The following is a 26061-nucleotide window of genomic DNA, read 5'->3' as shown; positions in this document are numbered from 1 at the left end:
TCATCCAAATCAGCGCATCAGCGCCTTGAGTGCTCCACGCACGCGCGCATCTTCACTCTCAAGAAAGCTTTGCCCCAGCTCATAGGCGCGCTGGATTTCCACCAAACGGGTCACTTGCTGAATCGCGTTCACGTTTGACCCTTCGAGAAAGCGATGCAAAACCACCGGCTCGTCGACCGGCTCAATCGCACCGTCGGTGCGGAAACGAGTGTTTCCTTCGCGTACAAGTTCGTTCGTGTCGGCAACGTTGAAAACGCCCAGCTGACCCAGAAGTTGACCATCGACACTCAGCGTTCCGTCGCTGCCGACATCGATTGACGCCGCGTCAGGCGGGATGAACACAGGCGCGCCATTGGCATCGAGCACACGCGCACCATCCATTGAAACCAGATCGCCATCGGCATTGGGAGAAAAGCTGCCAGCCCGCGTCAGCCGGTTGCCGTTCTCGGTTTCGACCATGAAGAACCCGTCGCCTTCGATGGCAAAATCAAATTGCCCGCCGGTTTGCGTCAGCACGCCTTGTTGCATTGACGAATTTCGCGCCTCGGCCCGGCTCATGGAAAGGGACGGGCTGTTCGGCATATCTCGAATGTATTCCGAGAACACCAGCCCCTGCTGGCGATAGCCGGTCGTGTTGGCATTTGCGATGTTATTCGCCACCAGGCGCATTTCATTCATCAGCCCGGACTGGCGGGACAGGGTGACATAGGCGGTGTCCATCAGCGACCTCCTGCGATCAATGGAACAAGCGTACCGGTGAAAAACGTAACAAGTGTCTGAGTCATGAACCCCATCGAGATCCAGAACACGACGACGATGGCGATCAGTTTGGGAACAAAGGTCAGTGTCATTTCCTGTATCGACGTCAGGGCCTGAAACAGACCAACGATCAGGCCTGACACCAGAGCAACTGCCAGAATCGGGACCGATGTGATGACGGCGATCCAGAGAGCCTGACGCACGATGTCATAGAAAAGACCTTCGCTCAGCATCGTATCAGACCGGCATGCGCAGGATTTCCTGATACGCCTCGACCACTTTGTTGCGCACTATCACTGCTGTCTCGACGGCCAGTTCGGTCTGCGCCAGCGCTTGCACCAGAGCGTGCGGGTCGGCCTGCCCGGTCATCGCGGCCTGAGACATCTGCTCGCTGTGTTTCAATGTGGCTGCAAAGTCCTGAAAACTGGCCTTCAGCCCCTGCGCCATCCCGGTATGTTCGGGATCGACCTGTGTTGCGGGGCGTGCGCCGGCATAGTTCTGTGCGGCGGTCAGGGATCGGATGTCCATTCTGGCTGTCCTTTATTTTCTGAGCAATTCCATCAACGACGACGACATTTGCCGTGTTTGATCGAACATCTTGAGGTTGGCTTCGTAGCTCCGCTGCGCCTCACGCGCGTCAGCGATTTCGATCATCAGATCGACATTCGATCCCAGATAGTGACCGCTGGCATCTGCCATCGGGTGGCCGGGGTCGAAAATTCGTGTCAGGTCGCGTCGATCAAGCTTTACGCGGCCAGCTTGCACCACGTTCTGACCATCTTTTTCTATGGTCTCAAACGGCACCGTCTTGCGCCGGTACCCGGGCGTATCCGCATTCGATATGTTTTCGGACACGTGGCGCAGACGGGCTGCCTGCGCACGCAGGGCGCTGGCGGATGCCGCAAGTGAGTGGGAAAAATCGCTCATCCTCGGCCTCCTTATCCACGTCCCAGACTGGTGCGAAGGATGTTCATCGAGGATTTGTAGATCGCCAAAGCGCGGTCGTGCTGTCGTTTGACCTCGACCGATTTCAGCATCTCTTCTTCAAGCGATACGCCGTTGCCATTTGGATCACCCGACGGAGCGGCCTGGTGCTCTGCCCAGGGCTGCGCAACCGTACCGCCGTGCAGATGACCCCGCCGCGTGGCCATCATGGTCACTTCGCGTCCCGAGGTTTCAAGTGCTTTGTAGAAGGGCTCGATATCGCGCGGCTGGTAGCCCGGCGTATCGGCATTGGCCATGTTGCGCGCAATCACCGCCTGCCGTTGCCCGGCATGGGTTGCCATTGCGTACGCGGTCTTAAGGACGTTCAAGTCATAGAACATCGGGGCTTCTCCCTCGATCAATTTCAATCAAGGCTTAACCCCGATTCCTTTAGAAACCGTTTTCAGAACTCAGTTGGAGAACCCACAATGTCCGATCTCGACCCTATGCTTCTGAAACATGAATTCGATCGGATGACTTCGATCCGCCACGTGGGCCTGGTCAGCGGCGTCGCACAAGGGTTGATCGAGATCAGTGGCCTCAACGAACATGCGCGAATCGGAGACTTGCTTACATTGCGGCGGCGCGCGGGGCCCGATCTGGCCGGTGAAGTGCTGCATGTCGGTGCAGACCATATTCACATGATTCCGGGTTCCGCCCCGGACGGTGTCAGCCTGGGGGACCGTGTGTACCTTGATCCCTCGCCGGGGTTCGCGCCTGCATTGCACTGGCTTGGGCGCGTCATAGATCCGTTTGGCAAACCGCTGGACGGAAAACCCCTGCTGAACGGGCCACAGGATCGCGACATCATGCAAGCCCCCCCGCCTGCGGTGGCGCGCAAGCCATTGGGAAAGCGGATGGCCACCGGACTATCGGTTCTCAACACCATGCTGCCGATTGTACGCGGTCAACGCGTTGGGTTGTTTGCGGGATCGGGTGTGGGGAAATCGACGCTGCTGTCGACGCTGGCGCGCTTCATGCAGGCTGACGTGGTTGTGGTGGCTCTAGTCGGCGAACGCGGGCGTGAAGTGAACGAGTTTGTTGCCCGCGCCATAGGCCCGGAAGCCATGAAGCGCACTATCGTGGTCGCCGCGACGTCCGACCAGTCTGCATTGGCGCGCAGGCGGTGCGCGTGGTCGGCCATGTCGGCGGCCGAGTTCCTGCGGGATCTGGGGCTGAACGTTCTGTTTCTGGCCGATTCGGTAACCCGTTTCGCGGAAGCGCACCGTGAAATCGCCGTTGCCACGGGCGAAGCCCCGTCACTCCGAGGGTATCCGCCCTCTGTCACCCCCCTGATTGCCAACCTGTGTGAACGCGCAGGCCCCGGCACGCAGGAGCAGGGTGATATCACTGCCGTGTTCAGCGTCCTGGTTGCGGGGTCCGACATGGATGAACCCATCGCCGACATTCTGCGCGGTGTGTTGGACGGGCATATCGTGCTCAGCCGCGAGATTGCCGAACGCGGGCGCTTCCCGGCCATCGATCTAAGCAAATCCGTATCCCGCAGCCTTCCAGAGGCCGCGTCCGAGGCCGAGAACCAGATGATCAACGAAACCCGCAAACTTGTCGGCAGCTACGAACAATCCGAAGTCATGATAAAGGCCGGGCTGTATTCAGAAGGATCAGACCCGCTCTTGGATCAGGCCGTGCGCGTTCATGAGGAGTTGGACACGTTTTTCGGCAAACCCGATTCCGAAGGGATTGAAAACAGCTTCAACCGCTTGTCTCTGCTTCTGCGCCGTGCTTCGGCCGGCCTGCCGCGTTAGTGAACTCGGAACAGTTTTAAGTATTAAGGCCGCCTTAAGACCTGCACTGCTATTCCGATAGTCGGGTGATAAAAAGGTGGTGGAGATGGGTGCGCAAACCAATGCAGCGCCAATCATCATCAAGAAGAAGCGTGTATCGGGTGGCGATGGCCATCACGGTGGCGCGTGGAAAGTCGCGTATGCCGACTTTGTGACGGCCATGATGGCCTTCTTCATGTTGATGTGGCTGCTGAACGCAACAACGGAACAGCAACGAAAAGGGTTGGCGGATTATTTCGCGCCGACAATCCCGCTAAGTCCGGAATCCGGCGGCGGGGACGGGGCGTTTGGCGGCGACAGCATGCTGTCTGAAGAAGTGCTGCTGCGGGACGGTCAGGGTGCCACGACCACACATCCGACCGAATCGCATAAGTCCCGTGGCTCGATCGGAGTGAATGCCGAGGGCGGCGGCAAAGGGGCCAAGGAAGATTTCTCTACGTTGGAGGCGCAACTGCTGGGGCGCACGGGTGAAAGCGAGGTCTCGGACAAACTGCTCAAGCATATCGTCACACGGGTCACTGATGAAGGATTGGTGGTGGAACTGTTCGACACCGACGATCAGGCATTGTTCGAATCGGGTTCTGACAAGCCAACAAGTTTTCTGCGGTCCCTGGCCCTGATCATCGCCCGAGCCTCGGATCTTGTCGTCAATTCGATCGCCGTTGAAGGGCATGTCAGCGCGTCTCCGGTTGTGCAGGCGCGCAACACTGCCTGGGAACTGTCCACGGCAAGGGCCCAAAAATTGCGTCAATTGCTACAGGACAAGGGCGTTGCGGCACAAAGGATGGATCGTGTTACGGGCCATGCAGACCGAGAATTGTTCGCCGACAATCCCATGGCTGCGCGGAACAACAGGATCGAAGTGATCTTTCTGCGCCAGCCCTAAATGATAGAGCGTATTTTACATGTTAGCGCGCTGTTAAGGGGCAGCGCGTTACCTGTTGCATCAAAGACGGACGCAACAGAAGGGCGCACCCATGACCATTTCCTCTTCGCTCAATGCCGGTGTGGCGGCGCTGAAAGCCAATGCCAACAGGTTGGCGACGATTTCCGACAACATCGCGAATTCTTCAACCTACGGGTATAAACGGGTCGAGACGGATTTTCATTCAATGGTCACGTCAGGCCAGGGTGGCAGCTATTCGGCAGGCGGCGTGCGGACGACAAGCCAGCGCATGATTGATCAACGCGGGCCCCTGGTCACAACCAGCAACTCAACCGATCTGGCAGTTCGTGGGCGCGGCATGTTGCCTGTGCGCCCCAGTTCGCAGATCGGGAATAATTCGAACGAGATGCTGCTGACAACAACCGGGTCGTTCCGCACCAATGAAGAAGGGTATTTGGTTACCGAATCCGGTCTTGTTCTTCTTGGGTGGCCCGCGGCACCTGATGGCACTATTCCACCGGTTTCGCGCGACACACCCGCCGCGCTTGAACCCATTCAGCTGAGCGTGAACCAGCTGTCGGGTTCCCCAACCACAGAAATGAAACTGCGTATGAACCTTCCGGCCACGGCAACAGATGCGGGCGCGCCCGGCGACATTCAACCTTTGTCAGTTGAGTATTTCGACAATCTCGGCAAGTCTGAAAGCGTCGATATCCACCTGATCCCAACAGTTCCCGCAACCGGCAGCAGCAACGAATGGACCATGGTCTTGCGTGACTCGGCGTCGGGTGGCGCAGTCATCGGTGAATACACGCTGACATTCACCGACAACCGAACGGCAGGCGGCACTCTGGCCAGCGTCACACCTGTTTCTGGCGGAGCTTATGATCCAGCAACGGGCAGTGTCATGGTCAACGTCGCCGGCGGAGCGATGGAGGTCAATATCGGCCTGATCGGAGATGCAGACGGGATAACCCAATTGTCCGACACGTTCGCGCCTGTTTCGATCACACGTGACGGTTCTGCCGTGGGAACAATGACCAGCGTTCAGGTCGATGAGAGAGGATATGTCTACGCGTTCTACGACACCGGCGTCAGTCGCCGGATGTACCAGATTCCGTTGGCAGATGTACCCAATCCCAACGGTTTAACCGCGTTGGACAGCCAGACTTACGCGCCTTCCCGTGAAAGCGGTACGTTCTTTCTTTGGAATGCCGGCGAAGGCCCGACCGGGGATCTTGTTTCTTTCGCGCGTGAGGAATCCACCACGGATGTAGCGACCGAGCTGACCTCATTGATTCAGACGCAACGTGCTTACTCCTCCAGCGCCACGGTGATCCAGACGGTGGACGAGATGTTGCAAGAAACGACAAACCTGAAACGTTAATCCAGCTCTGACCCAAAGAAAGGAGCGGCCTCATGAACATGTCGACAGCACTCAATAACGCATTGGGCGGGCTGACTGCGGCCAGTCGCGGGGCCGCTGTGGTGTCCGGAAACATCGCGAATGCGCTGACCCCAGGCTATGCGCGCCGGTCCCTGGAACTTGCCACAAGCCCAATTTCCGGAAATGGCGTACGCACCGTTGGCGTGATCCGGCATCAGGATCCGGTTTTGACCGCCAACAGACGTTCGTCTGATGCCGAACTCGCCTATCGGTCGGACGTTTCAGATTTTCACGCACGGTTCGAACAACTGGTGGGGTCTCCTGATGGCGGCCCTTCGCTGTCTACTCGTCTTTCCTCGTTGGAAAACGCCTTTATCACGGCGGCCAGTCTGCCTGACTCGATCGAACGGCTGGATCAGGTTGCACGCTCGGCCCGCGATCTGACCAACGAGCTGAACGCGGCGTCCGAAGGCGTACGCCAGGCACGCTCGGATGCTGATCGAAAAATTGGCGCCCAGATCGACACCCTGAATCAGACTCTGAAAGATATCGAAGACCTGAACGCCAAGATTCCCGCCGTTCAAAACTCTGGCGGTGACATCGGTGCCCTGCTGGATCAGCGGCATGTCCTGATCGACCAGGTCAACACCCTGATCCCGGTCAATGTCGTGCCGCGCGCCAATGATCAGGTATCTCTGTACTCTGAGGGCGGGCTGATCCTGCTGGAAGGCACAGCCTCGGAGTTCACTTTTTCCACGACCGGCGAAACAAAGCCTCACATGACCGTGGCAAATGGTCTGTTGTCCGGCCTGGAGATGAACGGCAACCCGGTACGGACAAGCGGAGACAACGCTCAAATCCGCGGCGGGGCACTGATGGCGCAGTTCACCATCCGCGACGACTTGGCAGTCGAGGCGCAGGTTCAGCTCGACACGGTTGCAAGGGACCTGATTGAACGATTTGAAACGCCCGGTTTGGATTCGTCGGCTCTTGCGACAGATCCTGGTCTGTTCACCGACGATGGCAACCGATTTGATCCTGCATCTGTTGTCGGGCTTGCATCACGGATTTCACTCAATTCAACCGTGGACCCTGACAAGGGCGGGGACAGTTGGAAACTGCGCGCGGGTCTGGGTGCCGCAACTCCGGGTGATCCCGGGCAGGCTGCTCAATTGCGCGCGTTCGGGAACATATTGAACGACGCACGTCCGGTACCCGGCGGGCTGTTCGGCACGGGAAACATGCGCGCTGCCGAGTTGACCGAGGCCCTGTTGTCGAAAGCGGGCGCACACGCCCATGCCGCAGATCAGCGCAAGACTTTTGCAAACAGCTTCCAGCAGCAAATGGCGCAGATCGAGGCCGCGCAGGGCGTGGATACCGATCAGGAACTACAGCGGCTCATGCAGGTCGAACAGACATATGCCGCAAACGCTCGTGTCATCTCGGTTGTTGACGAGCTTATGGAAACTCTTCTGAGGTTGTGACCATGAATATCACTTCTATCGGCGATTTGGCGCGAGGAATGACCTTGCGAACCCGCGCAACAGATATCAAAACCCAGATCGAAACCCTGTCTTATGAAATGTCCACCGGGCGGGTACAGGACGTCTCGGGGCGGCTTGGCGGGGATTATTCGCAAATTCTGGATCTCGACCGCAGCCTCGCCAGACTCGACGCCTTTGGCATCGCAACGTCCGAAGCGGCCCTGTTCACCGATACCATGCAACTGAGCCTGAAAACCTTCGGAGATTCGGTCGGAGACATGACCGCGTCTTTGCTGGCCTACGGAACCGCCAATCAGCCCGTCAATCATGAACAAGCGTCCCAAAAGGCGAAGAATGAACTGGACACGATGATCTCGGCACTGAACACGCGCGTAGGAGGGCGCAGCCTGTTTTCCGGTACCGCCACCGATGTGTCGCCCCTGCAATCTATGAACGATCTTTTGACGGCGCTGAAATCGCAGTTGACGGGGCTTGCCACGGTCGCTGATATCAGGCTGGCGGCAGAAAACTGGTTCAATGACCCAGCCGGTTTCGACGCCGTGATTTATCAGGGGTCAAACAGCACACTGTCTCCGATGCAGATTTCGGAAAACGAAGGCGTCACGCTGCCGATCACGGCAACGGACCCGGCGTTCAAGACCGCACTCAGGGATGTCGCCGTTGCGGCGCTGGCCACCGACAGCGCATTGGCACTTTCCCCCGATCAACGCACGGCTTTGTTCACGCAGTTAGGGGTCGATCTGGCCAACGCACAGGATGCCACTGTCAAGCTCCGGGCAAAGGTCGGGGCGGCCGAAGCCCGCATCGAAGAGGCCGCAACACGCAATTCCTCGGCCCGAACCAGCCTGGAATTCAGCCGGAACGAACTGATCGCGGCCGATCCTTTTGAAACGGCAGCGAAACTGCAAACGGTGCAATTTCAGTTGGAAAGCCTGTATTCCGTAACCGTTCGCAATGCGAACCTGTCGCTGGTGAACTTTCTGAGATGAGGGCGCTGATATTTCTCCTGATTTTCCTTCCCGGCATGGCTTGGGCTGGGACAATCCGTCTCAAGGACCTCGTGAATTTTGACGGTGTGCGGGGCAACGATCTGGTGGGTTACGGCCTGGTGGTCGGCTTGAACGGAACCGGCGATGGGTTACGCAACGCGCCCTTCACCGAAGAAATCATGTCCAATATCCTCGAACGTCTTGGCGTCAACGTCACAGGTGAGGATCTTCGGCCCAAAAACGTGGCAGCGGTATTGGTCACGGCCAGCCTGCCGCCTTTTGCACGGGTGGGTGGTCAAATCGATGTAACGGTTTCAGCCATAGGCGATTCAAGCAGCCTGTTGGGTGGAACATTGATCATGACCCCGCTTAACGCAGCCGATGGCCAAATCTATGCGGTCGCGCAGGGCACAATCCTTGCAGGTGGCGTTTCGGCTGAAGGAGAGGCAGCCTCGGTCGTGCGTGGGGTGCCGACTTCGGGCGTGATCCCATCCGGTGCAAGGGTCGAGCGTGAAATTGACTTCGACTTGTCAACTCTCACTCAGATGCGCCTTGCACTCAGAGAGCCCGATTTCACCACAGCCGCGCGCATCGAAACCGCGATAAACACCGAGTTCAACAGAGCCGTGGCGATCATGCGGGATTCCGGAACGGTTGAGATCAACGTCGCGGCGACGCAGGCGGTTTCGACAGCCCACGCTATAGGGCGTATCGAAAACATTCTGGTCGAGCCTGAATCGAAAGCGCGCGTTGTTGTCGATCAGCGCTCTGGCACCATTGTCATGGGGCAGGAGGTCCGAATTTCGCGTGTTGCGGTGTCTCAAGGCAACCTGACTCTGACGGTTCAGGAGGCACCGATTGCGGTGCAGCCCAACCCGTTCGCCAGAGGTGAAACAGTGGTCGTGCCACGTACAATCGCAGGGATCGAGGAAGAAGAGGGAACCGGCCTCGCCGAAATCCCCGAGGCCACCACGTTGTCCGAGGTCGTCGCAGGTCTGAACGCGCTTGGGGTCTCGCCTCAGGACATGATCGACATTCTGAAAACGATCAAGGCAGCAGGCGCGCTGCATGCGGAATTCATCGTCAGGTGAAGGGCACCGCCAGCGGGATGGGCGTGCTGCTGGCACGCCCACCAAAGCTTGTATCTATTTCGATTTCCAGCTGTCCAGCCAGCGCCGAAATCTGTTGTGTCGCTCTTCTATGGCGTCACCCGCCGCATATAGGCCGTCTTCCACGTTTTCGATCATCGGATCAATCCGTGCTTGCCGGAACCTGCGCCAACGCACCCATATCGCCCAGACGAACGCCGCAAAGATCGTCAGGAAGATGATATTGAACCAGGGAATGATCCGAACATCCGGCCCTTCAACGTCTTTGATGAAAATGGCGTTGGGAAAGATCGACATGAATTCGTTGCGCCACCCGTAGTGGGTTACGACCACCCATTTCGGGTTTTCCTTGGTGGATTTCGCATCATTGGCCTCGGTATACAGGTTCGCCGTGTCGAACTTGAAATACGGGGGCCATCCCCAGCCGGTATCCTCATTTCGGTACACGATGGGTTTTCCGTTGGCCCGCACCGCCTGAATGAACTGCACATCCCGGTTGGACAGGCTGGTGGATTGATCTTCCGGCTCTGACCAGAAGATCCGGGTCCAGTCGTTCAGATCCTGCCGTTCTTCATAGGTGTTGACGATGCGCACAATGTCATGCTGGGGCAGAGAATATTGCAGGATCACGGCAATCGTACCCCAGAAAATGATAATGAACGCCCATTTCACATAGGCCATGCCTAAACCCTCACATGTAATTCACGATGTAGATCAGCGCGCCAATCGCCAACCACGGCACGATATAGACACCCAGGATCAGTTTACGCCGAAACGAGTTGTCATACACATGCAATCCGCGTTCGACAAAGGCTTCTTTGTTGCCCGTCTTGCCCTTTTCGTCCCACCAGTTCTCCAGTTTGCGCCGGCGTATGCCGCGCGAGTAGAACGACAGCCCGACATAGGCAATCGTCTGGATCACCAGCAAGATCAGCAAAAGGCGCAATAATCCAATCATTTCAACCTTTCCTCACCGAACCCCACGGACCGACCCGGGCAATTATGTCATCGCTGACGCGATCGTCGCCGCTCATATCCGGCTCATGTCCGAACAGGGCGGCGCGGGCGCCTTGCTTGTCCACCTGATATTCGCGCGCAAGGAAGTCGGCCACATAGGCCTTCTTGCTCTCGGGCCAGCCCGAATATGTTCGGTAGAACAATTCTTTGTGGCAGATGAACATCTGGCGCGGGTCCAACGGGGCCAATTCGGACAACAGCATATTCACCAGATCGCGGTTCGGCGTATCGGCGGCGCGCAGCGTGTAGAAATAGGCCGGGTGGTCCGAAGTGATGCGCGGCCACGGCCCTCCATCGCTTGCCCAGCGCAGCAGTTGCGCAAGCCCGTGATAGGCCTGCGGCAGGCGATCCGCGTGGTTCCGCGCCAACCGCCGCATGTCGCTGCGATCCAGCCCGGTCAGGTTGACATCGGCATCCGCCGCTGCGTCGACGGTCAGGAAATCCATCTTCTGTTGCAGGATCGCGGCCGCATCCACGCCGCGCGCCTTGACGATGGGCTCAACCAGATCGTTGTAATCCAGAAACTTGGCAATCTGGTTCCGCTGCGACGGATCAAACGTGTATTTGATCGGCAAGTCGTCAGGCTTTTCACCCATGCAAATCGCTGCCGGGTGATCAACGTCGGGAAAAAGATAAAGCCCACCGAAATGTGCCGTCCAGAAATTTCGCTGCTCAAAATCCGTATGGCGCAAGCGGACCGGGTTGCGGGTGACGTCGCCGGTTTCCCTGGCGGTTTCGATCATCCTGGCGATCAGCACATCGTCGAACCAGGCGTCCTCTTCGGTTTTGAACCGTTCGACCATACCCGCCAGTTGCTGCGCCTTGCGCAGGGTGCCGCCAACCGTGTCGGCCTCGATCTCGATCTTGCGCAGGTTCAACAGGTCGCGCGGTGTGGTGAGTTTGAAGACCGAGTTCACCAGCTCTCCGGCCACCGCATCGGTGGCGGTCAGGGCGAACAACTGCGCCTCGTTCATCTCAATGAATTCGCGCAGGATATCACGCGAGGTCGAGAATTTGACGTTCAACAGAGGCGCGCGTTTCTGCTCGGTTGTCAGCAGGATGAACTGCCGGTTGACCCCGTTGGGGTTGAGGTAGAGCGGGTCGTCCAGCTCAATCCCCACCTCCGGCGAATAGCCCGAGATATCGACATGAAAATCCGTCAGCGCCGTGGTCTTGCCCGCCAGGTGCTGCAGCGCGCGGTTATACCGCTCGACCAGAGCCGGGCTGGAGATGTGGACGAGGTTGCCAAACATCAGGCCTTTTTCGATGAGGCGGATCATCTGCCTACCCCGTTTCTCAGAAAGACCGGTGTTTTTCGCCCTTCAATTTCACCCACAAGCTCGGGTTCTAACCATAGCAATTTTTGTCTCGCGTTTCTATCCGGCAAGCGATCCAAAACCAATTCGGTTGCGATCAACTCGTATGCTTTGTTAGCCCACCGTGTCGCACTCAGGTTCCAGTCCAACCAGTCTTTCAGTAGCTGGTTTTTTTCCTCTTTAGTCCTAAGGGATGCGCCGGCTCGGTTTAGACGCCCACTAAACATTACTTCTTCGCCAAATGGATACCATGAGTTCCCATCTTTGTTGTGCAAGTATAGCTTGCAGTTCGCTCGATCTGAAACGTGACCGATGTTCTTTTTGGCGGCCTTGAAGGAATAGTGATTGGTAGCTCCGTGCCTTATGGCGCGGGCAATTTCGTATCCACGAAGTTCTTCAAGTATTGAAAACGCATCGAAGGATTCCTTGGCGAGACGAATAACGTTATCGTCTTTTGTACCGCGGGAATTGGATATCTCGGAGATGCTTTCAAAAAACTCAAAGAGTTTTGCAGACCAGTATCTTAGCAAAACCATGATTTGAATTGAAATCGCCGAGTCCACGATTTCGTCCCCCGTCATCTTGTGAGTGGAAAACAAGTACAGCTTGCTAATCGTATTAGACTCAGAAGCGGCGTAGCTTGCCAACGCAAGAAGGGCTTTCTCGTCAAGTGAAAGCGATTTCAGGTCGTCCCAATAGATTGGGATTTCGACTATTTTCTCAATTGCTTTCATAAATGAATTCTACCCCTTCCCCTCCAGATACCGTCGCTTGGCCTCTTCCATCCGGCCCATCTCGCGGACGGCGTTCTCGATGGCGACCTCGTCGCTCTTGTCGGCATAGCGGAACTCGCTGTCGGCATAGCGGTTGATCTCCTGGATCACCATCTCGACTGTAATCGGCTGGCGCAGGTCCTCGATCATCGCCTTCTTGGTGTCGTAGTCGCGGAATAGGAACAGGTCCGGGTTCTCCATCCATTCGTCGGGCAGTTCGAAATCCATCGCGCGGACTTTGACCGCGTCGGTGATGTTCTTGATCGCGCGGCCGGTGAACCGCTCATCCGCCTGTTGGATCGCCTTGAGGTAGGTGCCCAGTTTGGCGATGGTGTCCATCTGGCCGATCTCGCCGGAGACCCGGTCATAGACCTGCAACAGAGCGTCCTCATGCGGACGGGAGTGGCTTTCGAAACTGGCGGCGACGGCCTTTTTGATTTCCTGCGCGGCATAGGCCTCGTGCTCGCCCAGCGGGATGTCATGGTTGCGGCCCATCAGCAGGTGCAGGATGTCGATGTAATCCTCGCGCGTTTGCGGCCCGTCCACCAGGAACCGCGCGCCCGCCCGCTGGCGAAGGGCGTCATCTACATTCTCGGGGTAGTTCGAGAACATGCCAAAGGTGCAGTTGCCGCGCACGACGGTGTTGGCACCCGCAAAGCTCTCCATCAGCACGGCGGTGATTTCCAGCTGACCTGCGCTGGACTGCCGGTCGCCGCGTTTGCCCGCCAGTTGGTCTATATCGTCGATGGTGCCAAAGCCGATGACCGAGGGGTCGATGATCGTGTTGATAAACGCCTTGGCGTTCTGGCCGGATTTGCCCTGATAGCTGTCGATATTGTCGGTGCTCAGGTTCTGATAGCGGAACGGATAGCCCGCGTTCTGGCAGTAATCATGGATCAGCCCGGCCATCATCTGGATCAGGGTGGTCTTGCCGGTGCCCGGCTTGCCGTCGCCCATGAAGGTAAAGATGAACCCGCCCAGTTCCGCGAACGGGTTCAGGCGGCGATCGAAATCATAGGCCATCAGCATCTTGGCCAGTTTCATCGCCTGATACTTGGCGATATGGTTACCCACCACCTCATTCGGTTTCTTGAACGTCATGGTGAGCGTGGTGGATTTGGCTTTTGAGGCCGGCTCAAACCCTCGGATGGTCAGGTCGTCGGCCTCGATTTGCCAGGCGGCATTCTGGAACGGGGCCAGATGGCCTGCGGACCCTGCACGCAGGGCGGCCTTTTCCATCAGTTGTTCGGCATAAGCGCTGGTTGCCGCGATCAGATGGGCGTCGTCGGGGGCGTGTTTGGCCAGCACCTGATCCAGCTCCCACAGCGCACCATGCAGGGCAAGCTGGCCATTGTCGGTCAGAACCTCTTCGATCTCATCGAGATCAACCGTGGTTTCGCCCAGATGCGAAGACATCAGATAGGCCAGCGCGTTGCCGAACGTATGGAGCGTGATCAAAGCCTCGGCGGTCAGCAATTCCGAAAATTCAGTCTTGCGCGCGGCAGGTAGATCCCCGGCCAAATTGGCACGTTTCAGATCAGCCAACGGCGTCTGCTCCGCATAAGTCTCGGCCACGGCCAGAGCGATGGCAATCGCGCGCCGGATGGCCTGCTGCGCATTGGCCTGTGGGGGTGAGACCAGCGTATCGCCATCATCCGAGGCCTCGATCCGTTCAACCAGATGCACCCCGTCCGCCCGCACCGTACGCCGCGTGACCAGCCCCGGCGTCGTGGATCGAAACCGCCGCCCCGTCGACACACCCGGAGACCGTTCGACGGCGGCCTCAACGGGCTTGGCAATCCGCGGTGCATGCTCGAACCCGTTCAACAGGGCGGTCGCTGCGGGATAATGCTTGCGAATGTCGTCTTCGCGCAATTCCATCTGATCTGACGTCAAACTCATCTCAATAACCGCCCTTGCTTCATCTTTTCAAAAATTCTCCCGCCGGAGGCGAAAAATTCAATATCTCAGCACCTGCCCGGTCTTGCTGACGACGAACTTGCGCACATCGGCAAAGCCTGGCGGGTTGCGCTCGGCCAGCACCTGAAACTGCCGCTGGGGCAGGATGATCGACCGCTGGGTGCGCGTAGCCCCAGTCTCGGCCCCCTGCCCGCCGAACGGATCCAGTGCAAAGACCTCGCGTTCGACGGTAGAAAACCAACCGGCGCGTTCTTCGATCACCTCTTCGCTTTCCAGTTCCTCGGTGGTCCAGGCCAGCGCCCAATCCTGACCTTCGGGCGCCTGTGCGTCCTCCAACACCTGCCGCAGGGGGCCGGATTGCTCGGTATAGGCCGAGGAATACATCGGGCCCACATGGATGCGGCGCATGTGTTTGGGGTGCAGGTCGTCGAAATCCTGATCGAACCCCTTGGCGATCGTCACCAGTTTCAGCCCGCCCAAGCTTTGCGCCATCAGATGCGCCTGTACCTCGGGCCAGCGGCGTTGATCCTTGGGCAGGGCAGTTTTGCCGCTGTCCTCCAACTGCATCAGATAGATGACGGGCAGGTTGATCTGGCTGTCATAGACCGCCCAGTGGATCAGGAACTTGCGCCGCTCGCCCTCATTCCCGATCCAGTGGCATTCGGGATCGTTGCGGGCCCAGAACAGCTGACCTTTCAACAATTCCTCGTAATAGAGCCTTTGGGACAGCGCGAATTGCAACTTGGTCGGGATATCCCCCTCACCAATGATCGTTCGCACCATGTCGGTTTTCAGATCCTCTTCCGAGGGCATGTTCGCCAGATGCACCTGCGCCTGCTGCGCGTCATTGGCCATGGTCAGCAACTCGGCCGCCACCGGAAACCCGCTTTCGCGCTTGTCCATGGCAAGGCTGCCAAAGAACCGCCCGGTATCGCGCCCGACCAGAAAGTATTTCATGCTGAGCGCGCGGAAGGTGTAGAGCAACCCCGAGAGGTAACGCGACACGATGCGCACCTCTTGCTTACTGATCGCGCCCTCAGCCTCCATCGTCGCGGCCACGCGCAGAAGGTGGACAGTGATCACCTCGAATTTGCGGAAATAGCGGCGCGAGGCGAAGGTGTCGGTCAGGCCGACATGGTCTTGGGTGGGGTTAGTCATTCGCGTCTCTTGGCTGCATTTCCCGTATCATTTCTCGATACAAAAATGGCCACGTCAATCGCTGGCTGTAGGCAACCGATGGATCAGTCACGACTTGTTTGCAAAAAAAAGTACCGAGCTTGAAGCCAACTACTTTCTCAAGCAAACAAAAGTACTTCCAACTCACCCAAAGAGTTAGAGGTAAAACGACGTTGTACATCCAAATCAGTAACCAAACAGCAGGCAATATTGCTAGCAAAACTGCGGTCACAACTTGGACGAGTTGCCAATCTACCGACCCAGACTTTGAGTAAGTGGCAAAACCAATAGTCAAGCTAGATAGAGTCGCCAGAACCATCACGGTCGCTATGAAAAACAATGTGTATTTCATCCGAAATTGCGCCCGCCTCCGCTCAACCCCCATACAAATTCTTATCATGCTTCTCGACAATCGAGGCAAACCGGCGGGCAAAGCGCTCATCCGCCTTGGCCTTTTTCTCCAGCACGTCGCGGGCAAAGACCATGTGGTCCTCGTGTGCCTCAAGCATGTCGGCCATTTTCTGGTTGGTCGCGGTGCCGATGGCGGCCATGGCGGTTTGCGCCTCTTGGTCGGTCTGCACGCCGATCTCGTTGATGCGGTGGGCCACGTCCTGCTGCTGCGCGGTTTTCAACGATTTGGTCAGGGCATCGTACAGCACCACGCGCTGTTGCGTGTCTGTTTGCAGCTTGTTGATCAGCACCATCTGCGTCGCCGCCTGGTTTTGCAGCGAATCGACCCAGGTCTTGCCCTTTTCGATGTAACGCTCCAGCGTTTGGCTTTTGGCCAGCTTGACCTGCTCTTCCTGAACCTTGGCGTTGTATTGTTTGTTCAACTCGGCAAGTTCGGTTTCCAACTGGGTGCGCGCGGCGGCGTCCTGTTCGACGCTGATCTTGTTTTCCAGCGTGATGATCGTCGGATCCATACCCTGAATCTCGGCGCGCAGCGCCTCGAGTTCCGCCACAGTCGCCTCGCGATCGTCCAGCGTGACGGTCAGGTTGTCCTCGACCTTGACGCGCTGTTCCTCCAGCACGGCCAACTGCCCTTGCAGCAGTTTGACGATCACGTCGGATTTGGCGATCAGGTCTTGCAGCTTGTCATCGATATTGGCGGTGCGCATCCGCTCCTGCCGCATCGACTCGGATTTACCTTTCGAGAAGATGCCGACAAACGACTCCCACCCGGTTTTCGAGCGCATCTCGTCAAAATCCTTGGAAAACGCGCTGGTGACGTCGTCCAGCCCCATGATCAGTTCGGCGATATTGGCGTTCATCACCTCGGTATGGGCGTGCACATCCTCGAGCGTGGCGTTTTCGATGTCGATATCGGCCTCGGCAGTGCCGATCTTGGCGCGGGCCGCTTCAATGCGCGAGGTCAGCCCTTCGATCTGAGACTGGCTTTCGCGCACTTTGGCTTGAGTCTCTTCTATCAACGCTTCGAATTGCTGGTTCGACATCGCTTCTATCCCTTTTTTCTTCTATTACCCAATAAGATAGGGAATGTTACACTGATTTACATCCCCTGGGTCTCAAAATTCACCCAGACTTTGGCAAACTCCTTAGCAAAAAGAAAGGCGAGACCGGCCAATGAAACGCGCAGATTTCGGGTGACTCAATTAAATTAACTTGTTAAGTATTTTTTGATCAAACCTGGATTGATTCCACATCCAGAGTGGCCATAGACAATTGAGACATCACCTGATTGGGTGCGCGCAACCCAATTCACGCCGGAGGCTTATCATGCTGGACGCAACGACCGATCTGAAGTCAATCCTGAAGAACCCCGAATTGCTTGTAACCAAAGCCTATATCGGCGGTCAGTGGGTGGACGGTGACAATGGCACGTTCAAAGTCACAAACCCCGCTCGGGGCGATGTGGTCGCCGAAGTGGCAGACGTCAGCCGCGCTCAGGTCGCCGGAGCAATCGCACAGGCCGAAGCCGCGCAGAAGGAATGGGCCAAACTGACCGGCAAGGAACGTGCAGCCATCCTGCGGCGCTGGTTCGATCTGATGATGGAAAACGCCGAGGATCTGGGCAAGATCCTGACCGCTGAACAGGGCAAACCCCTGGCCGAAGCCATCGGCGAGATCGGCTATGGCGCGTCATTCATCGAGTTCTTCGGTGAAGAGGCCAAGCGCGTCTATGGCGAGACCATTCCTGGCCATCAGCGCGACAAGCGGATCATGGTGATGAAGCAGCCGATCGGCGTTGCGGCCTCGATCACGCCTTGGAATTTCCCCAACGCGATGATCACCCGCAAGGCAGGCCCGGCTTTGGCTGCCGGCTGCGCGTTTGTGGCCCGTCCGGCCACCGAAACGCCCCTGTCGGCGCTGGTGCTGGCGCTGCTGGCCGAACAGGCCGGCGTACCTGCGGGCGTGTTCAACGTGGTGCCCTCGTCACAGGCCAGTGAGATCGGCAAGGAGTTCTGCGAAAACCCCGGCGTGCGCAAGCTGACCTTTACCGGATCGACCGAAGTGGGCCGCATCCTGCTGCGCCAGGCAGCCGATCAGGTCATGAAATGTTCGATGGAGCTGGGCGGCAACGCACCGTTCATCGTGTTCGACGACGCCGATCTGGATGCCGCCGTCGAAGGCGCGATGCTGTGCAAGTTCCGCAACAACGGCCAGACCTGCGTCTGTGCGAACCGTATCTATGTGCAGGCCGGCGTCTACGACGCCTTCGCGGCCAAACTGAAAACGGCAGTAGAGGCACTCAAGATCGGCGACGGCTTGACCGAAGGCACCACCACCGGCCCGCTGATCAATGCCGACGCGGTCGCCAAGGTCGAAGAACATATCAAGGACGTGACCGACAAGGGCGGCGCGGTCCTGACTGGTGGCCTGCCTCATGATCTGGGCGGCACGTTCTTCCAGCCAACCATCGTGACCGGCGTGACGCAGGACATGCTGGTGGCGCAGGACGAAACCTTTGGCCCGCTGGCCCCGCTGTTCAAGTTCGAGGACGAAGACGACGTGATCGCCATGGCCAATGACACGATTTTTGGTCTGGCCTCGTATTTCTATGCCAAGGACCTGAGCCGCGTCTACAAGGTGGCCGAAGCCCTGGAATACGGCATCGTCGGCGTGAATACCGGCATCATCTCGACCGAGCTGGGCCCGTTCGGCGGCGTAAAGCAATCCGGTCTGGGCCGCGAAGGCAGCCATCACGGCATGGAAGACTATCTGGAGATGAAATACGTCTGCATGTCGGTCTGATCCAATACGGTCTCTGTCCCATTGCGGTGGGCAGAGACCCGGCGTCCGGAAACGCAATCGCGGCGTCTTTTGACTGTTCATGGCGGCGACCCATTCGACGCTGACGCGGCTATTCTGCGGATTTGTCGCGGATTTGTTCGATTGCGCGGGTCGCGACCTTTCCCTGCAACGAACCGTCCACCATGGCTTCCAACGCGGGCAATGCAGAGGAGGCCGCGCCACCTATTTTCCCCAATGCAATGGCTGCCTCTTTGCGGACAAACACCGACGGGCTTTCAAGAAGCGCGATCAATTCCGGCACCGCTAGCTCTGCCTCGGGACCAAACAGGGCCAGCGATTGGGCTGCCGTCCGCTGATCTTTGGCATCCCCCCGTGACAGATCCGCCCTCAGGCTTGCTATGGTTTTTTCCGGAGGCAACGCCGCCAGACGCAGCCCGTCGTTCAGCCGGGCGTTCAAATGCTGGTTCTCACCGACCCAGCGAATGATGAAAAAGTAATTCTGAACGGCGTCCTGGATGACACCGGCATGCTTGCCCTTTTGCCATCGGTCGATGATCGCCCTGCCCGCACGGCGATCTCCATTCAGGGCCAGAACCGAGGCTGCAAATGGCATCAGCTCGGTTGCCTGCGGATTTCTGTTCAACTCTTTCTCGATCACATCTGCCGCGCCCGTCAGGTCATTCAATGCGTAAAGAGCCGCCGCTTCAAACAGCGCGTAGTGGCTGGGATAATTGGGATCCAGCCGGGTCGCAGCCTGTACAAAGGCCAATCCTTCCTCGGGCTCACCAGCTGCAATCAGCGCCCATCCCATCGTCAGATGCGCCTCGGGGTCGCTGGGTTGCAGCGCGATCGCTTTCGCTGCTTCTCGTCTGGCTTCTTCCGTTCCCCGGCCCACACCTTCGGCACCGTCCCAATCCGGAAGGTTGAGACTGACAATAGCCCGGATAACGTGCACCAGGGCGGTGTCCTGCTCCATCACATCCCGGTAATATCTGTAAAACAGGCCGATATGCATTTGCGCGCCTGCACCTGCAAACCCATTCCAATGATGAAAGATGTGCGGTCGCAAATGCGCCAGGGCAAGCGTCGCCCATGCACGCCCATAATCCGGATCCAGTTCCACGGCCTTTTCAAAATGGGGAATTGCCGCAAGGTTGTCCTGTTCGTTGAACTGCGAATACAACTCCCACCCGCGTTGGAAGGCTTCGCGGGCTGCAATGGTCTGGGTTTCCACGCTTTCGATGGCTTGCCGGCTTTGAGGGTCGAGCGGAAGATCCAGCTCCTGAGCAATTGCGAGAACAATGGTTTTCTGCACTTCAAAGATGTCATCAATCGCGCCATCAAACCTGTCCGCCCAGATCAATCGCCCGTTCAATGTGTCGGTCAGGCGAATGTTGATCCGGAAATCTTCATCCGCGCGTCGCACGCTGCCGTCAACGACGTAGCGAACCCCAAGTTCTTCGGCGAAACGAGCGATATCTATGTTCCTGTCGCGGTATGCAAAGGATGAATTGCCGGCGATGACGAACAACCCGGATATTCGTGACAGGTCCGTGATCAAATCCTCAGAGATACCGTTGATCAGCATCTCCTTGGACGCGTCATCGGTGTAATTCGCAATCGGCAACACAGCGATGGAAGGCAGATCCGGCAAAGGGTAAACCATCTGCGCCTCTGAGGCGCGCAATTGGCCCGTCTTCCACGGTTTCGTCAGAAAAAGCCCAACAGCCGCCAACATCACCAGCAGAGCCGCCAGCGGCAGCCAGCGGGATTTCCTTCGCGTGCGGCTTTTTCGCGGTGAAGGCAAAATTTCCGCTTCTACGCGAAAGGCCTGAACCGGGTCTGCGATGTTCTTTACGTTCTGTGGCCCGATCGGAGCAAAACCATAGGGCACTTTGTTGCGCACATAATCGACGATGGATTGTGAAACAATGATACCACCGGGATCTGCCAGTGCCTCGAGCCGCGCGGCAACGTTCACCCCGTCGCCAAGGATGTCACCCCCGTTCGAAACCACATCGCCGACATTCAGGCCGATCCGAAACGTGATGACGCTATCCTGATCGGTGCCCGCGTTTCTCTTTGCAAGGTCGGCCTGAATTTCCACGGCAGCGTGAACCGCATCGACGGCGCTGCGAAATTCGATCACAAAGCTGTCTCCCGCAGTGTTCGCGATGCGCCCGGAATGCCGGGCGATCGCCGGCTCTATGACTTCGCTGCGGATCAGGCGAAGCCTTGCGATGGTACCTTCTTCGTCCAGACCAACCAATCTTGAGTATCCGGCGATATCGGCTGCCAGGATCGCTGCTAGTCGACGTTTGGGTCGGCTTTCCATAATACCCAAGACTATCAGGCGGGTAATTTGCTGGGAACCGGTTTTCGCACACGCCCAAAACACAACGCCCCGCGTCTGGAGGAACGCGGGGCGTGTGTTGCGGCAGCCCGGGAGGAGTGAACTGCCGCGGGATATTCAGAAGCCTCAGTTCACGGCTTTGGCGTCCACCACATCCTTCTCGATGGCTTTGGCCGAGGTGATCTCGATCCGGCGCGGCTTCAGGGCTTCTGGAACCTCGCGCTTCAGTTCGATGTTCAGCATACCGTTTTCATGGCTCGCACCGGTGACGCGGACATGATCCGCCAGGGCAAACCGACGCTCGAACGCGCGGGTGGCGATGCCACGGTGCAGATAGGTGCGCTCTTTGTCTTCGGCGGCTTTTTTGCCTGACACGACAAGCGAATTCTCTTTCACTTCCACGGTCAGGTCGTTTTCCGAAAAACCGGCAACGGCCACCGAAATCCGGTAGGTGTCGACATCGGTTTTTTCGATGTTGTAGGGTGGATAGCTGGGCTGGGCCCCATCATTGGTCAGAACGCGATCCATCATGTCGGCGATCTGGTCAAAGCCAATGGTGGCGCGGTGCAGCGGTGCAAAATCAAACGTACGCATGTGTCATATCCTCATTCTTGAGCGATTTGCGATAAGTGCCCTCGCATCGGACGGGCGATTTCAAACACCGGACCCCGTTGTGGCGGTCCGATACACTTCACATGGGTAGCGATTTCGCCGAGTTCAACCCCCGCCGGAACGGATGAATTTCGCACCGGATTCCGACTTGCCGGACCCGACCTGCAACCGGCGGATCGAGGCACTGGGCCGAGGCGCGTCGCGCCGCATGATGGCCTTGAGCTCGGCGACGATCCCGTCAAGCTCCATGCCAAACCCCACCTTTCTGCGGCCGTTCGTGCCTACCGCGGAAACCACGGACAGGATCTGCCAGCGCGCACCGTTTTTGGCCAGAATTGCAGACCCGGAAGACCCGAAAGTAATGTCGCAATCAAAGGTGATCAGACCCTGCCTGCGGTCGATGATACGGCACGACCGTTCTCGGGTGATCGCCTCGGACCGTCCGCGCCCATACGAGGCAATGCTGATCTCGTTGCCAGGAACACGGCCGCTGTGCAGCGCAAAAGGGTCGGCAACCGAATAGGGGATAGGCTCATCCAGCCGCATCAGGGCAACGTCCAACTGGACACCTTCGTGCGACAGCGGGTTCTGCGCCCCATAGCTGGGATGAAGGGCGATTTGCGTGACTCGACGCTCGGCCAAGGCGTTGCCGTTGCTAAGGCCTGCACGAAACGTGATATCTTCGGGCACATAAGTCTTCCCGGTACGACGATCCACCGCACAATGGGCTGCGGTCAACACCATGTCCTGCGCGATCAACGTGCCGGTGCAATACGAGGCATCGCGGACATCCAGCCGACCGATAGCCTCCCAACCATAAAGGTCATCCCGGTCGGTCAGCTTGCGCTTGTTGGATTGCGCTTGCGGCGCTGTTGCCAAGACGCTCAGGCCCAATAACAGGCTCCAGAAGACTCTCATCATGGTCGAATGAACCTTGCGCCTATGTTCTTGTTCGTTCCCGATCCGGACGAGGAAAGCCCAAATCCCCGCCCCGCAGAAAGTTCGTCACGCAGCAATTGCAGAGAATGCTCAACCGCAGTTCCAATTGCGACACTTTGGCCGTCCATACTGGCCTTGGCCGCAACCACCGATACGATCTGAGGGCGCGCGCCCGTGAAAGAAAAAACGGGTGCCCCCGAAGACCCGAAATCAACATCGCAGGACATGACCATAACCCCGGCCTGCCGATTCATGACCGAGCAGACCTGTTGCAGCGACGGAGCTTCTGACCGGTCATGCGCATAAGACACAACGCCCACTTCAGCGCCACGTTTGGGCTGATCGCCCGACTCAAATGGAATGACGGCGGTATTACGGATCGGCTGCCACAGCTCGATCAAAGCCACGTCCGCGCTTACCCGGTCGGCCGTAGAATCGACGCCATATTGGTAGTCCGGATGGATCACAGCCTGGCGCGCGGTCCGATAGGCCAACGCACGTCCCAAACGCCACCCGGCCAGAAACTCGATATCCGCGGGGTTGATCCGTTGTCCGGATCTTTTGTCGAACAGGCAATGCGCCGCTGTCAGTACAAGCGTCGGCGACACCAGCGTTCCGGTGCAAAACCCTGCGCCGGCGATATCCAACCGCCCGACAGCCATCCACTCGCGCCCGGAATCCGACGTATCCAGGCTTTCCAGCCCGGTGTCCTGCGCCGTGGCCGCCAATGGCAAGACACAGAGCACGATCGCCTTGATCCAGTTACGCACGCGGTTCTCCGAGACTCACTTCGAAGCTTTTGTCCTACGTGCCGCGTTGGGCGAAAATAGGGCGGTCATGCACCAAAGGTATTTCCCTGGGAAATGATGCGCGCTGGCATCAGCATGATTCACCGCAAGACGGGAACCGGGTTCCCTGTTCTCTGCAAGGCCGGTGGCTTTGGTCCGCCGGTCGCCCAGTCCAGCAACTCTACCGTGTGAACGATCGGCAGTTGCGTACCAGAACCGATCTGCATCATGCACCCGATATTGCCGGCGGCAATGATATCAGGCTGTTTCGCCTCAAGAGTTCTGACTTTTCGCTGTTTCAACTGGCCTGATATGTCCGGCTGCATCAGGTTGTACGTTCCCGCGCTGCCGCAGCACAAATGACTGTCGGCGGGTTCGACAACCGTGAAACCCGCGTGTTTCAGCAAATCTTTGGGATAGGATTTGATCTTCTGCCCATGCTGCAATGAACAGGCTGCATGATAGGCGACGGTCAGGTTTTGGTTTTCCCCCGCCGGCAGGTCCAGCTGGATCAGAAGTTCACTGACATCCATGGCGATTGCAGACACACGCGCTGCATCTTCGGCAAGCGGGCCATTGCGAAACATATGCCCATAATCTTTCACGGTGGTGCCACAGCCAGAGGTATTGATGACGATGGCATCCAACCCATCACCGTCCATTTCCTTTTTCCAGGCTCTGATATTGGCGGTTGCCGCCATATGACTGTCTTGCACCTTGCCCATGTGATGGGTCAAAGCTCCGCAACACCCGGCACCTTCGGCGATCACGACCTCGCACCCCAACCCTGTCAGCAGGCGGATCGTGGCGTCATTGATATCGGTGTTCAGTGCCTTTTGTGCGCAGCCCGTCATCAGCGCCACCCGCATTTTTCGTTCACCGCCGGGCGCAAAACTCTGCGGGTCATCGTTGCGGCTGACAGATGGGATATGCTTGGGCGCCATCTCCAACATCGCGCGCAGCCGGGCATCAGGCATCAGGAACCGGAAAGGACGACCCAGCCTGGCCCCGATCAGGGCCCAACGGAACCGCATCGGATAAGGCAGGATCTGCGCCAGAACCCAGCGCAACACCCGATCCGTCAGCGGACGCTTGTAGTTGGCCTCGATATATTCACGCGCGTGATCGACCAGATGCATATAATGCACACCTGACGGGCAAGTGGTCATGCACGCCAGACAGGACAGGCAGCGGTCGATGTGCTTGACCGTCTTTTCGTCGGGCACACGCTCGTTTTCCAGCATGTCCTTGATCAGGTAGATGCGCCCACGCGGACTGTCGAGCTCGTCTCCCAGCACCTGATATGTCGGACACGTGGCCGTGCAAAATCCGCAATGGACGCAGTTTCGCAGAATCTCGTTCGAGCGCTGGATCGCCGGGTCTTGCAATTGCTCATCGGTGAATTTTGTCTGCATCGCCCTATCCCATCAACCCCGGATTGAACAAACTCCGAGGATCAAATTTCGCTCGCAAGCCCTTTGTCAGAGCCGATATTGATGTGGGTTCCGGATGAAATCGCCCCAGTTTTCTGATCGTGTCGTGGTCGGATCGCACCAAAGTGGCATGACCTGAAAACGCACCAAGCCGGGCACGCACATCCGTGCCTGCCGGGACCCGCAGCCAGACAAGACCGCCGCCCCAGTCAAACAACGCTTGATCCGCTTCGGCGCGCGCCGAAATCTCCGCCGCGTCACCCGGTTTCACCGAAAGCCGCCAGACGTCCCCGTCCTTGCCCTGAAATGGATGAACGTCACGTATTCCAGCCCAAAGCGCCTCGGACTTGCTTTCCTCGGCAACGTCCCCAAAACCTTCCAGCTCAGCAATCAATCTGCTTGTCCGATATACAACCGAAGCCGCAAAACCTTCGACCCTAATCAGGGCTTTTTGAAGATCTGGGTCATATGCCGCGCCCGTCACCTCGAATGGCGATTTCAGTGCTGTCGAAAGAACCCGCACAGCAACGCCGATGTCTGAGACTGCAACAGAAAGGGTTGAACTTCGCTCCGGCTTGGGCAGGACCTTCAACGACACCTCGGTCAGAACGCCCAAAGTGCCCCACGACCCACCCATCAGCTTGACCAGATCGTAGCCGGTGACGTTTTTCATCACCCGCCCGCCGTTCCTGATCACCTGCCCGCGCCCGTCGACGAAGCGCACTCCTAAAAGATAATCCCGGCACGCCCCGGCCTGAATCCGCCGCGGGCCCGAGATGTTGGCCGCCACAACACCACCAATCGTCGGCTCACCTCGGGTCGCCAGCAAACCCCGGTGATCCATCGGTTCAAAGGCCAGCTGTTGCCCTTCCCCATCCAACGCCGCCTCAATCTCAGCCAGCGGTGTACCCGCCTTTGCCACAAGTGTCAGCGCCCCGGGTTCATAGAGGGTAATACCGCTCAGCCCGGATACCTTCAGTTCAGGCTCTCTCCCGGTCACACCGCGCGTACCACCTCCGGCAATCCGCACCGGACCGCTCAGCCCGGCCACCAGCTCGGCCAATTCAGCTTCCGTCTCAGGTCTCATTTGCTTCATC

General features: G+C 58.0%; 25 protein-coding genes. 7 read left to right on the top strand and 18 right to left on the bottom strand.

Features of this window, described 5'->3' with window-relative positions; genetic code table 11:
* Nucleotides 1–9: 9 nt before the first annotated feature.
* The 5 genes from ACR0E2_RS16735 to ACR0E2_RS16715 are packed head-to-tail and all read right to left on the bottom strand — an operon-like array spanning nucleotide 10 to nucleotide 2084.
* Nucleotides 10–720 carry a flagellar hook-basal body complex protein gene (locus ACR0E2_RS16735; RefSeq protein ID WP_480447208.1) on the bottom strand — a complete coding sequence of 237 codons (711 nt, stop codon included), beginning with the start codon at nucleotides 718–720 and terminating at the stop codon, nucleotides 10–12.
* Entirely contained in the window at nucleotides 720–992 is a 273-nt protein-coding gene (locus tag ACR0E2_RS16730) for a flagellar biosynthetic protein FliQ (protein ID WP_152459750.1), read from the bottom strand. Before ACR0E2_RS16730 ends, ACR0E2_RS16735 begins: the two co-directional genes overlap by 1 nt.
* A 4-nt stretch (nucleotides 993–996) precedes the next feature.
* The gene (fliE, locus tag ACR0E2_RS16725; RefSeq protein ID WP_480447207.1) at nucleotides 997–1287 is read right to left on the bottom strand and encodes a flagellar hook-basal body complex protein FliE; all 291 of its coding nucleotides are present in this window, start codon (nucleotides 1285–1287) and stop codon (nucleotides 997–999) included.
* Nucleotides 1288–1299: 12 nt separating this feature from the next.
* Entirely contained in the window at nucleotides 1300–1686 is a 387-nt protein-coding gene (flgC, locus tag ACR0E2_RS16720) for a flagellar basal body rod protein FlgC (protein WP_170345698.1), read from the bottom strand.
* 11 nt (nucleotides 1687–1697) lie between these two features.
* Nucleotides 1698–2084, bottom strand: a complete 387-nt coding sequence (locus tag ACR0E2_RS16715; protein WP_480447205.1) for a FlgB family protein — start codon at nucleotides 2082–2084, stop codon at nucleotides 1698–1700.
* A gap of 105 nt (nucleotides 2085–2189) precedes the next feature.
* Between ACR0E2_RS16715 and ACR0E2_RS16710 the strand changes: the two genes are divergently transcribed.
* From ACR0E2_RS16710 to ACR0E2_RS16685, 6 genes are all read left to right on the top strand, one after another.
* Complete coding sequence (locus ACR0E2_RS16710) at nucleotides 2190–3509, top strand: FliI/YscN family ATPase (protein WP_480447330.1); 1320 nt, start codon at nucleotides 2190–2192, stop codon at nucleotides 3507–3509.
* A gap of 85 nt (nucleotides 3510–3594) precedes the next feature.
* Nucleotides 3595–4434, top strand: a complete 840-nt coding sequence (locus ACR0E2_RS16705) for a flagellar motor protein MotB (protein WP_480447203.1) — start codon at nucleotides 3595–3597, stop codon at nucleotides 4432–4434.
* A 91-nt stretch (nucleotides 4435–4525) separates the two neighbouring features.
* Nucleotides 4526–5821: a flagellar hook protein FlgE gene (locus ACR0E2_RS16700; RefSeq protein WP_480447201.1), complete on the top strand. Its 1296-nt coding sequence runs from the start codon at nucleotides 4526–4528 to the stop codon at nucleotides 5819–5821.
* Between the two features lie 32 nt (nucleotides 5822–5853).
* On the top strand, nucleotides 5854–7305 hold the full coding sequence (gene flgK / locus ACR0E2_RS16695; RefSeq protein WP_480447200.1) for a flagellar hook-associated protein FlgK: 1452 nt from the start codon (nucleotides 5854–5856) through the stop codon (nucleotides 7303–7305).
* A gap of 2 nt (nucleotides 7306–7307) precedes the next feature.
* Complete coding sequence (locus ACR0E2_RS16690) at nucleotides 7308–8315, top strand: flagellin (RefSeq protein ID WP_480447198.1); 1008 nt, start codon at nucleotides 7308–7310, stop codon at nucleotides 8313–8315.
* Nucleotides 8312–9406: a flagellar basal body P-ring protein FlgI gene (locus tag ACR0E2_RS16685; protein ID WP_480447196.1), complete on the top strand. Its 1095-nt coding sequence runs from the start codon at nucleotides 8312–8314 to the stop codon at nucleotides 9404–9406. Before ACR0E2_RS16690 ends, ACR0E2_RS16685 begins: the two co-directional genes overlap by 4 nt.
* Before the next feature lie 54 nt (nucleotides 9407–9460).
* Here ACR0E2_RS16685 and ACR0E2_RS16680 read toward each other — a convergent pair whose 3' ends face one another.
* The 7 genes from ACR0E2_RS16680 to ACR0E2_RS16650 all read right to left on the bottom strand — a co-directional run bounded on the left by ACR0E2_RS16680 (nucleotide 9461) and on the right by ACR0E2_RS16650 (nucleotide 17080).
* Nucleotides 9461–10105: a DUF1523 family protein gene (locus tag ACR0E2_RS16680; protein ID WP_152459741.1), complete on the bottom strand. Its 645-nt coding sequence runs from the start codon at nucleotides 10103–10105 to the stop codon at nucleotides 9461–9463.
* Between the two features lie 10 nt (nucleotides 10106–10115).
* Nucleotides 10116–10382, bottom strand: coding sequence for a hypothetical protein (locus tag ACR0E2_RS16675; RefSeq protein ID WP_480447194.1), 267 nt, complete (start codon nucleotides 10380–10382; stop codon nucleotides 10116–10118).
* Nucleotide 10383: 1 nt separating this feature from the next.
* Nucleotides 10384–11721 carry a DUF6638 family protein gene (locus ACR0E2_RS16670; protein WP_480447193.1) on the bottom strand — a complete coding sequence of 446 codons (1338 nt, stop codon included), beginning with the start codon at nucleotides 11719–11721 and terminating at the stop codon, nucleotides 10384–10386.
* Entirely contained in the window at nucleotides 11718–12491 is a 774-nt protein-coding gene (locus ACR0E2_RS16665) for a hypothetical protein (RefSeq protein ID WP_480447191.1), read from the bottom strand. Before ACR0E2_RS16665 ends, ACR0E2_RS16670 begins: the two co-directional genes overlap by 4 nt.
* Before the next feature lie 9 nt (nucleotides 12492–12500).
* Nucleotides 12501–14432 (bottom strand): AAA family ATPase, encoded by a 1932-nt coding sequence (locus ACR0E2_RS16660; protein WP_480447189.1) that lies wholly within the window; start codon nucleotides 14430–14432, stop codon nucleotides 12501–12503.
* A 57-nt stretch (nucleotides 14433–14489) separates the two neighbouring features.
* Nucleotides 14490–15608 (bottom strand): hypothetical protein, encoded by a 1119-nt coding sequence (locus tag ACR0E2_RS16655; protein ID WP_480447187.1) that lies wholly within the window; start codon nucleotides 15606–15608, stop codon nucleotides 14490–14492.
* Nucleotides 15609–16000: 392 nt separating this feature from the next.
* The gene (locus tag ACR0E2_RS16650; RefSeq protein ID WP_171230262.1) at nucleotides 16001–17080 is read right to left on the bottom strand and encodes a coiled-coil domain-containing protein; all 1080 of its coding nucleotides are present in this window, start codon (nucleotides 17078–17080) and stop codon (nucleotides 16001–16003) included.
* 283 nt (nucleotides 17081–17363) lie between these two features.
* On the opposite strand from ACR0E2_RS16650, the gene ACR0E2_RS16645 reads away from it, so the two are divergent.
* Entirely contained in the window at nucleotides 17364–18839 is a 1476-nt protein-coding gene (locus tag ACR0E2_RS16645; RefSeq protein WP_171171834.1) for an NAD-dependent succinate-semialdehyde dehydrogenase, read from the top strand.
* Nucleotides 18840–18948: 109 nt separating this feature from the next.
* Here the strand turns inward: ACR0E2_RS16645 and ACR0E2_RS16640 are convergent, their stop codons facing one another.
* The 6 genes from ACR0E2_RS16640 to glcE form a co-directional block, all read right to left on the bottom strand.
* Nucleotides 18949–21174 carry a tetratricopeptide repeat protein gene (locus ACR0E2_RS16640; protein WP_480447184.1) on the bottom strand — a complete coding sequence of 742 codons (2226 nt, stop codon included), beginning with the start codon at nucleotides 21172–21174 and terminating at the stop codon, nucleotides 18949–18951.
* 144 nt (nucleotides 21175–21318) lie between these two features.
* Nucleotides 21319–21786 carry an Hsp20 family protein gene (locus ACR0E2_RS16635; protein ID WP_170345716.1) on the bottom strand — a complete coding sequence of 156 codons (468 nt, stop codon included), beginning with the start codon at nucleotides 21784–21786 and terminating at the stop codon, nucleotides 21319–21321.
* A gap of 123 nt (nucleotides 21787–21909) precedes the next feature.
* Complete coding sequence (locus ACR0E2_RS16630) at nucleotides 21910–22725, bottom strand: trypsin-like serine peptidase (RefSeq protein ID WP_480447182.1); 816 nt, start codon at nucleotides 22723–22725, stop codon at nucleotides 21910–21912.
* A complete protein-coding gene (locus ACR0E2_RS16625) occupies nucleotides 22722–23513 on the bottom strand; it encodes a trypsin-like serine peptidase (protein ID WP_171727067.1) in 792 nt (263 codons plus the stop codon). The genes ACR0E2_RS16630 and ACR0E2_RS16625 overlap by 4 nt, the downstream gene beginning before the upstream one ends.
* Nucleotides 23514–23632: 119 nt before the next feature.
* The gene (glcF, locus tag ACR0E2_RS16620) at nucleotides 23633–24946 is read right to left on the bottom strand and encodes a glycolate oxidase subunit GlcF (protein WP_480447180.1); all 1314 of its coding nucleotides are present in this window, start codon (nucleotides 24944–24946) and stop codon (nucleotides 23633–23635) included.
* A gap of 4 nt (nucleotides 24947–24950) precedes the next feature.
* The gene (glcE, locus tag ACR0E2_RS16615; protein WP_480447178.1) at nucleotides 24951–26051 is read right to left on the bottom strand and encodes a glycolate oxidase subunit GlcE; all 1101 of its coding nucleotides are present in this window, start codon (nucleotides 26049–26051) and stop codon (nucleotides 24951–24953) included.
* Between the last annotated feature and the right edge of the window lie 10 nt (nucleotides 26052–26061).

This window comes from Ruegeria sp. A4 (assembly GCF_056543025.1).
The sequence above is the reverse complement of the archived record's forward strand: the minus strand, read 5'-3'. Positions and strand labels throughout refer to the sequence as shown.

Coding starts and splice junctions, on each gene's coding strand:
- ACR0E2_RS16735 (WP_480447208.1), bottom strand. CDS start 720: ATGGACACCGCCTATGTCACCCTGTCCCGCCAGTCCGGGCTGATGAAT.
- ACR0E2_RS16730 (WP_152459750.1), bottom strand. CDS start 992: ATGCTGAGCGAAGGTCTTTTCTATGACATCGTGCGTCAGGCTCTCTGG.
- fliE (WP_480447207.1), bottom strand. CDS start 1,287: ATGGACATCCGATCCCTGACCGCCGCACAGAACTATGCCGGCGCACGC.
- flgC (WP_170345698.1), bottom strand. CDS start 1,686: ATGAGCGATTTTTCCCACTCACTTGCGGCATCCGCCAGCGCCCTGCGT.
- ACR0E2_RS16715 (WP_480447205.1), bottom strand. CDS start 2,084: ATGTTCTATGACTTGAACGTCCTTAAGACCGCGTACGCAATGGCAACC.
- ACR0E2_RS16710 (WP_480447330.1), top strand. CDS start 2,190: ATGCTTCTGAAACATGAATTCGATCGGATGACTTCGATCCGCCACGTG.
- ACR0E2_RS16705 (WP_480447203.1), top strand. CDS start 3,595: ATGGGTGCGCAAACCAATGCAGCGCCAATCATCATCAAGAAGAAGCGT.
- ACR0E2_RS16700 (WP_480447201.1), top strand. CDS start 4,526: ATGACCATTTCCTCTTCGCTCAATGCCGGTGTGGCGGCGCTGAAAGCC.
- flgK (WP_480447200.1), top strand. CDS start 5,854: ATGAACATGTCGACAGCACTCAATAACGCATTGGGCGGGCTGACTGCG.
- ACR0E2_RS16690 (WP_480447198.1), top strand. CDS start 7,308: ATGAATATCACTTCTATCGGCGATTTGGCGCGAGGAATGACCTTGCGA.
- ACR0E2_RS16685 (WP_480447196.1), top strand. CDS start 8,312: ATGAGGGCGCTGATATTTCTCCTGATTTTCCTTCCCGGCATGGCTTGG.
- ACR0E2_RS16680 (WP_152459741.1), bottom strand. CDS start 10,105: ATGGCCTATGTGAAATGGGCGTTCATTATCATTTTCTGGGGTACGATT.
- ACR0E2_RS16675 (WP_480447194.1), bottom strand. CDS start 10,382: ATGATTGGATTATTGCGCCTTTTGCTGATCTTGCTGGTGATCCAGACG.
- ACR0E2_RS16670 (WP_480447193.1), bottom strand. CDS start 11,721: ATGATCCGCCTCATCGAAAAAGGCCTGATGTTTGGCAACCTCGTCCAC.
- ACR0E2_RS16665 (WP_480447191.1), bottom strand. CDS start 12,491: ATGAAAGCAATTGAGAAAATAGTCGAAATCCCAATCTATTGGGACGAC.
- ACR0E2_RS16660 (WP_480447189.1), bottom strand. CDS start 14,432: ATGAGTTTGACGTCAGATCAGATGGAATTGCGCGAAGACGACATTCGC.
- ACR0E2_RS16655 (WP_480447187.1), bottom strand. CDS start 15,608: ATGACTAACCCCACCCAAGACCATGTCGGCCTGACCGACACCTTCGCC.
- ACR0E2_RS16650 (WP_171230262.1), bottom strand. CDS start 17,080: ATGTCGAACCAGCAATTCGAAGCGTTGATAGAAGAGACTCAAGCCAAA.
- ACR0E2_RS16645 (WP_171171834.1), top strand. CDS start 17,364: ATGCTGGACGCAACGACCGATCTGAAGTCAATCCTGAAGAACCCCGAA.
- ACR0E2_RS16640 (WP_480447184.1), bottom strand. CDS start 21,174: ATGGAAAGCCGACCCAAACGTCGACTAGCAGCGATCCTGGCAGCCGAT.
- ACR0E2_RS16635 (WP_170345716.1), bottom strand. CDS start 21,786: ATGCGTACGTTTGATTTTGCACCGCTGCACCGCGCCACCATTGGCTTT.
- ACR0E2_RS16630 (WP_480447182.1), bottom strand. CDS start 22,725: ATGATGAGAGTCTTCTGGAGCCTGTTATTGGGCCTGAGCGTCTTGGCA.
- glcF (WP_480447180.1), bottom strand. CDS start 24,946: ATGCAGACAAAATTCACCGATGAGCAATTGCAAGACCCGGCGATCCAG.
- glcE (WP_480447178.1), bottom strand. CDS start 26,051: ATGAGACCTGAGACGGAAGCTGAATTGGCCGAGCTGGTGGCCGGGCTG.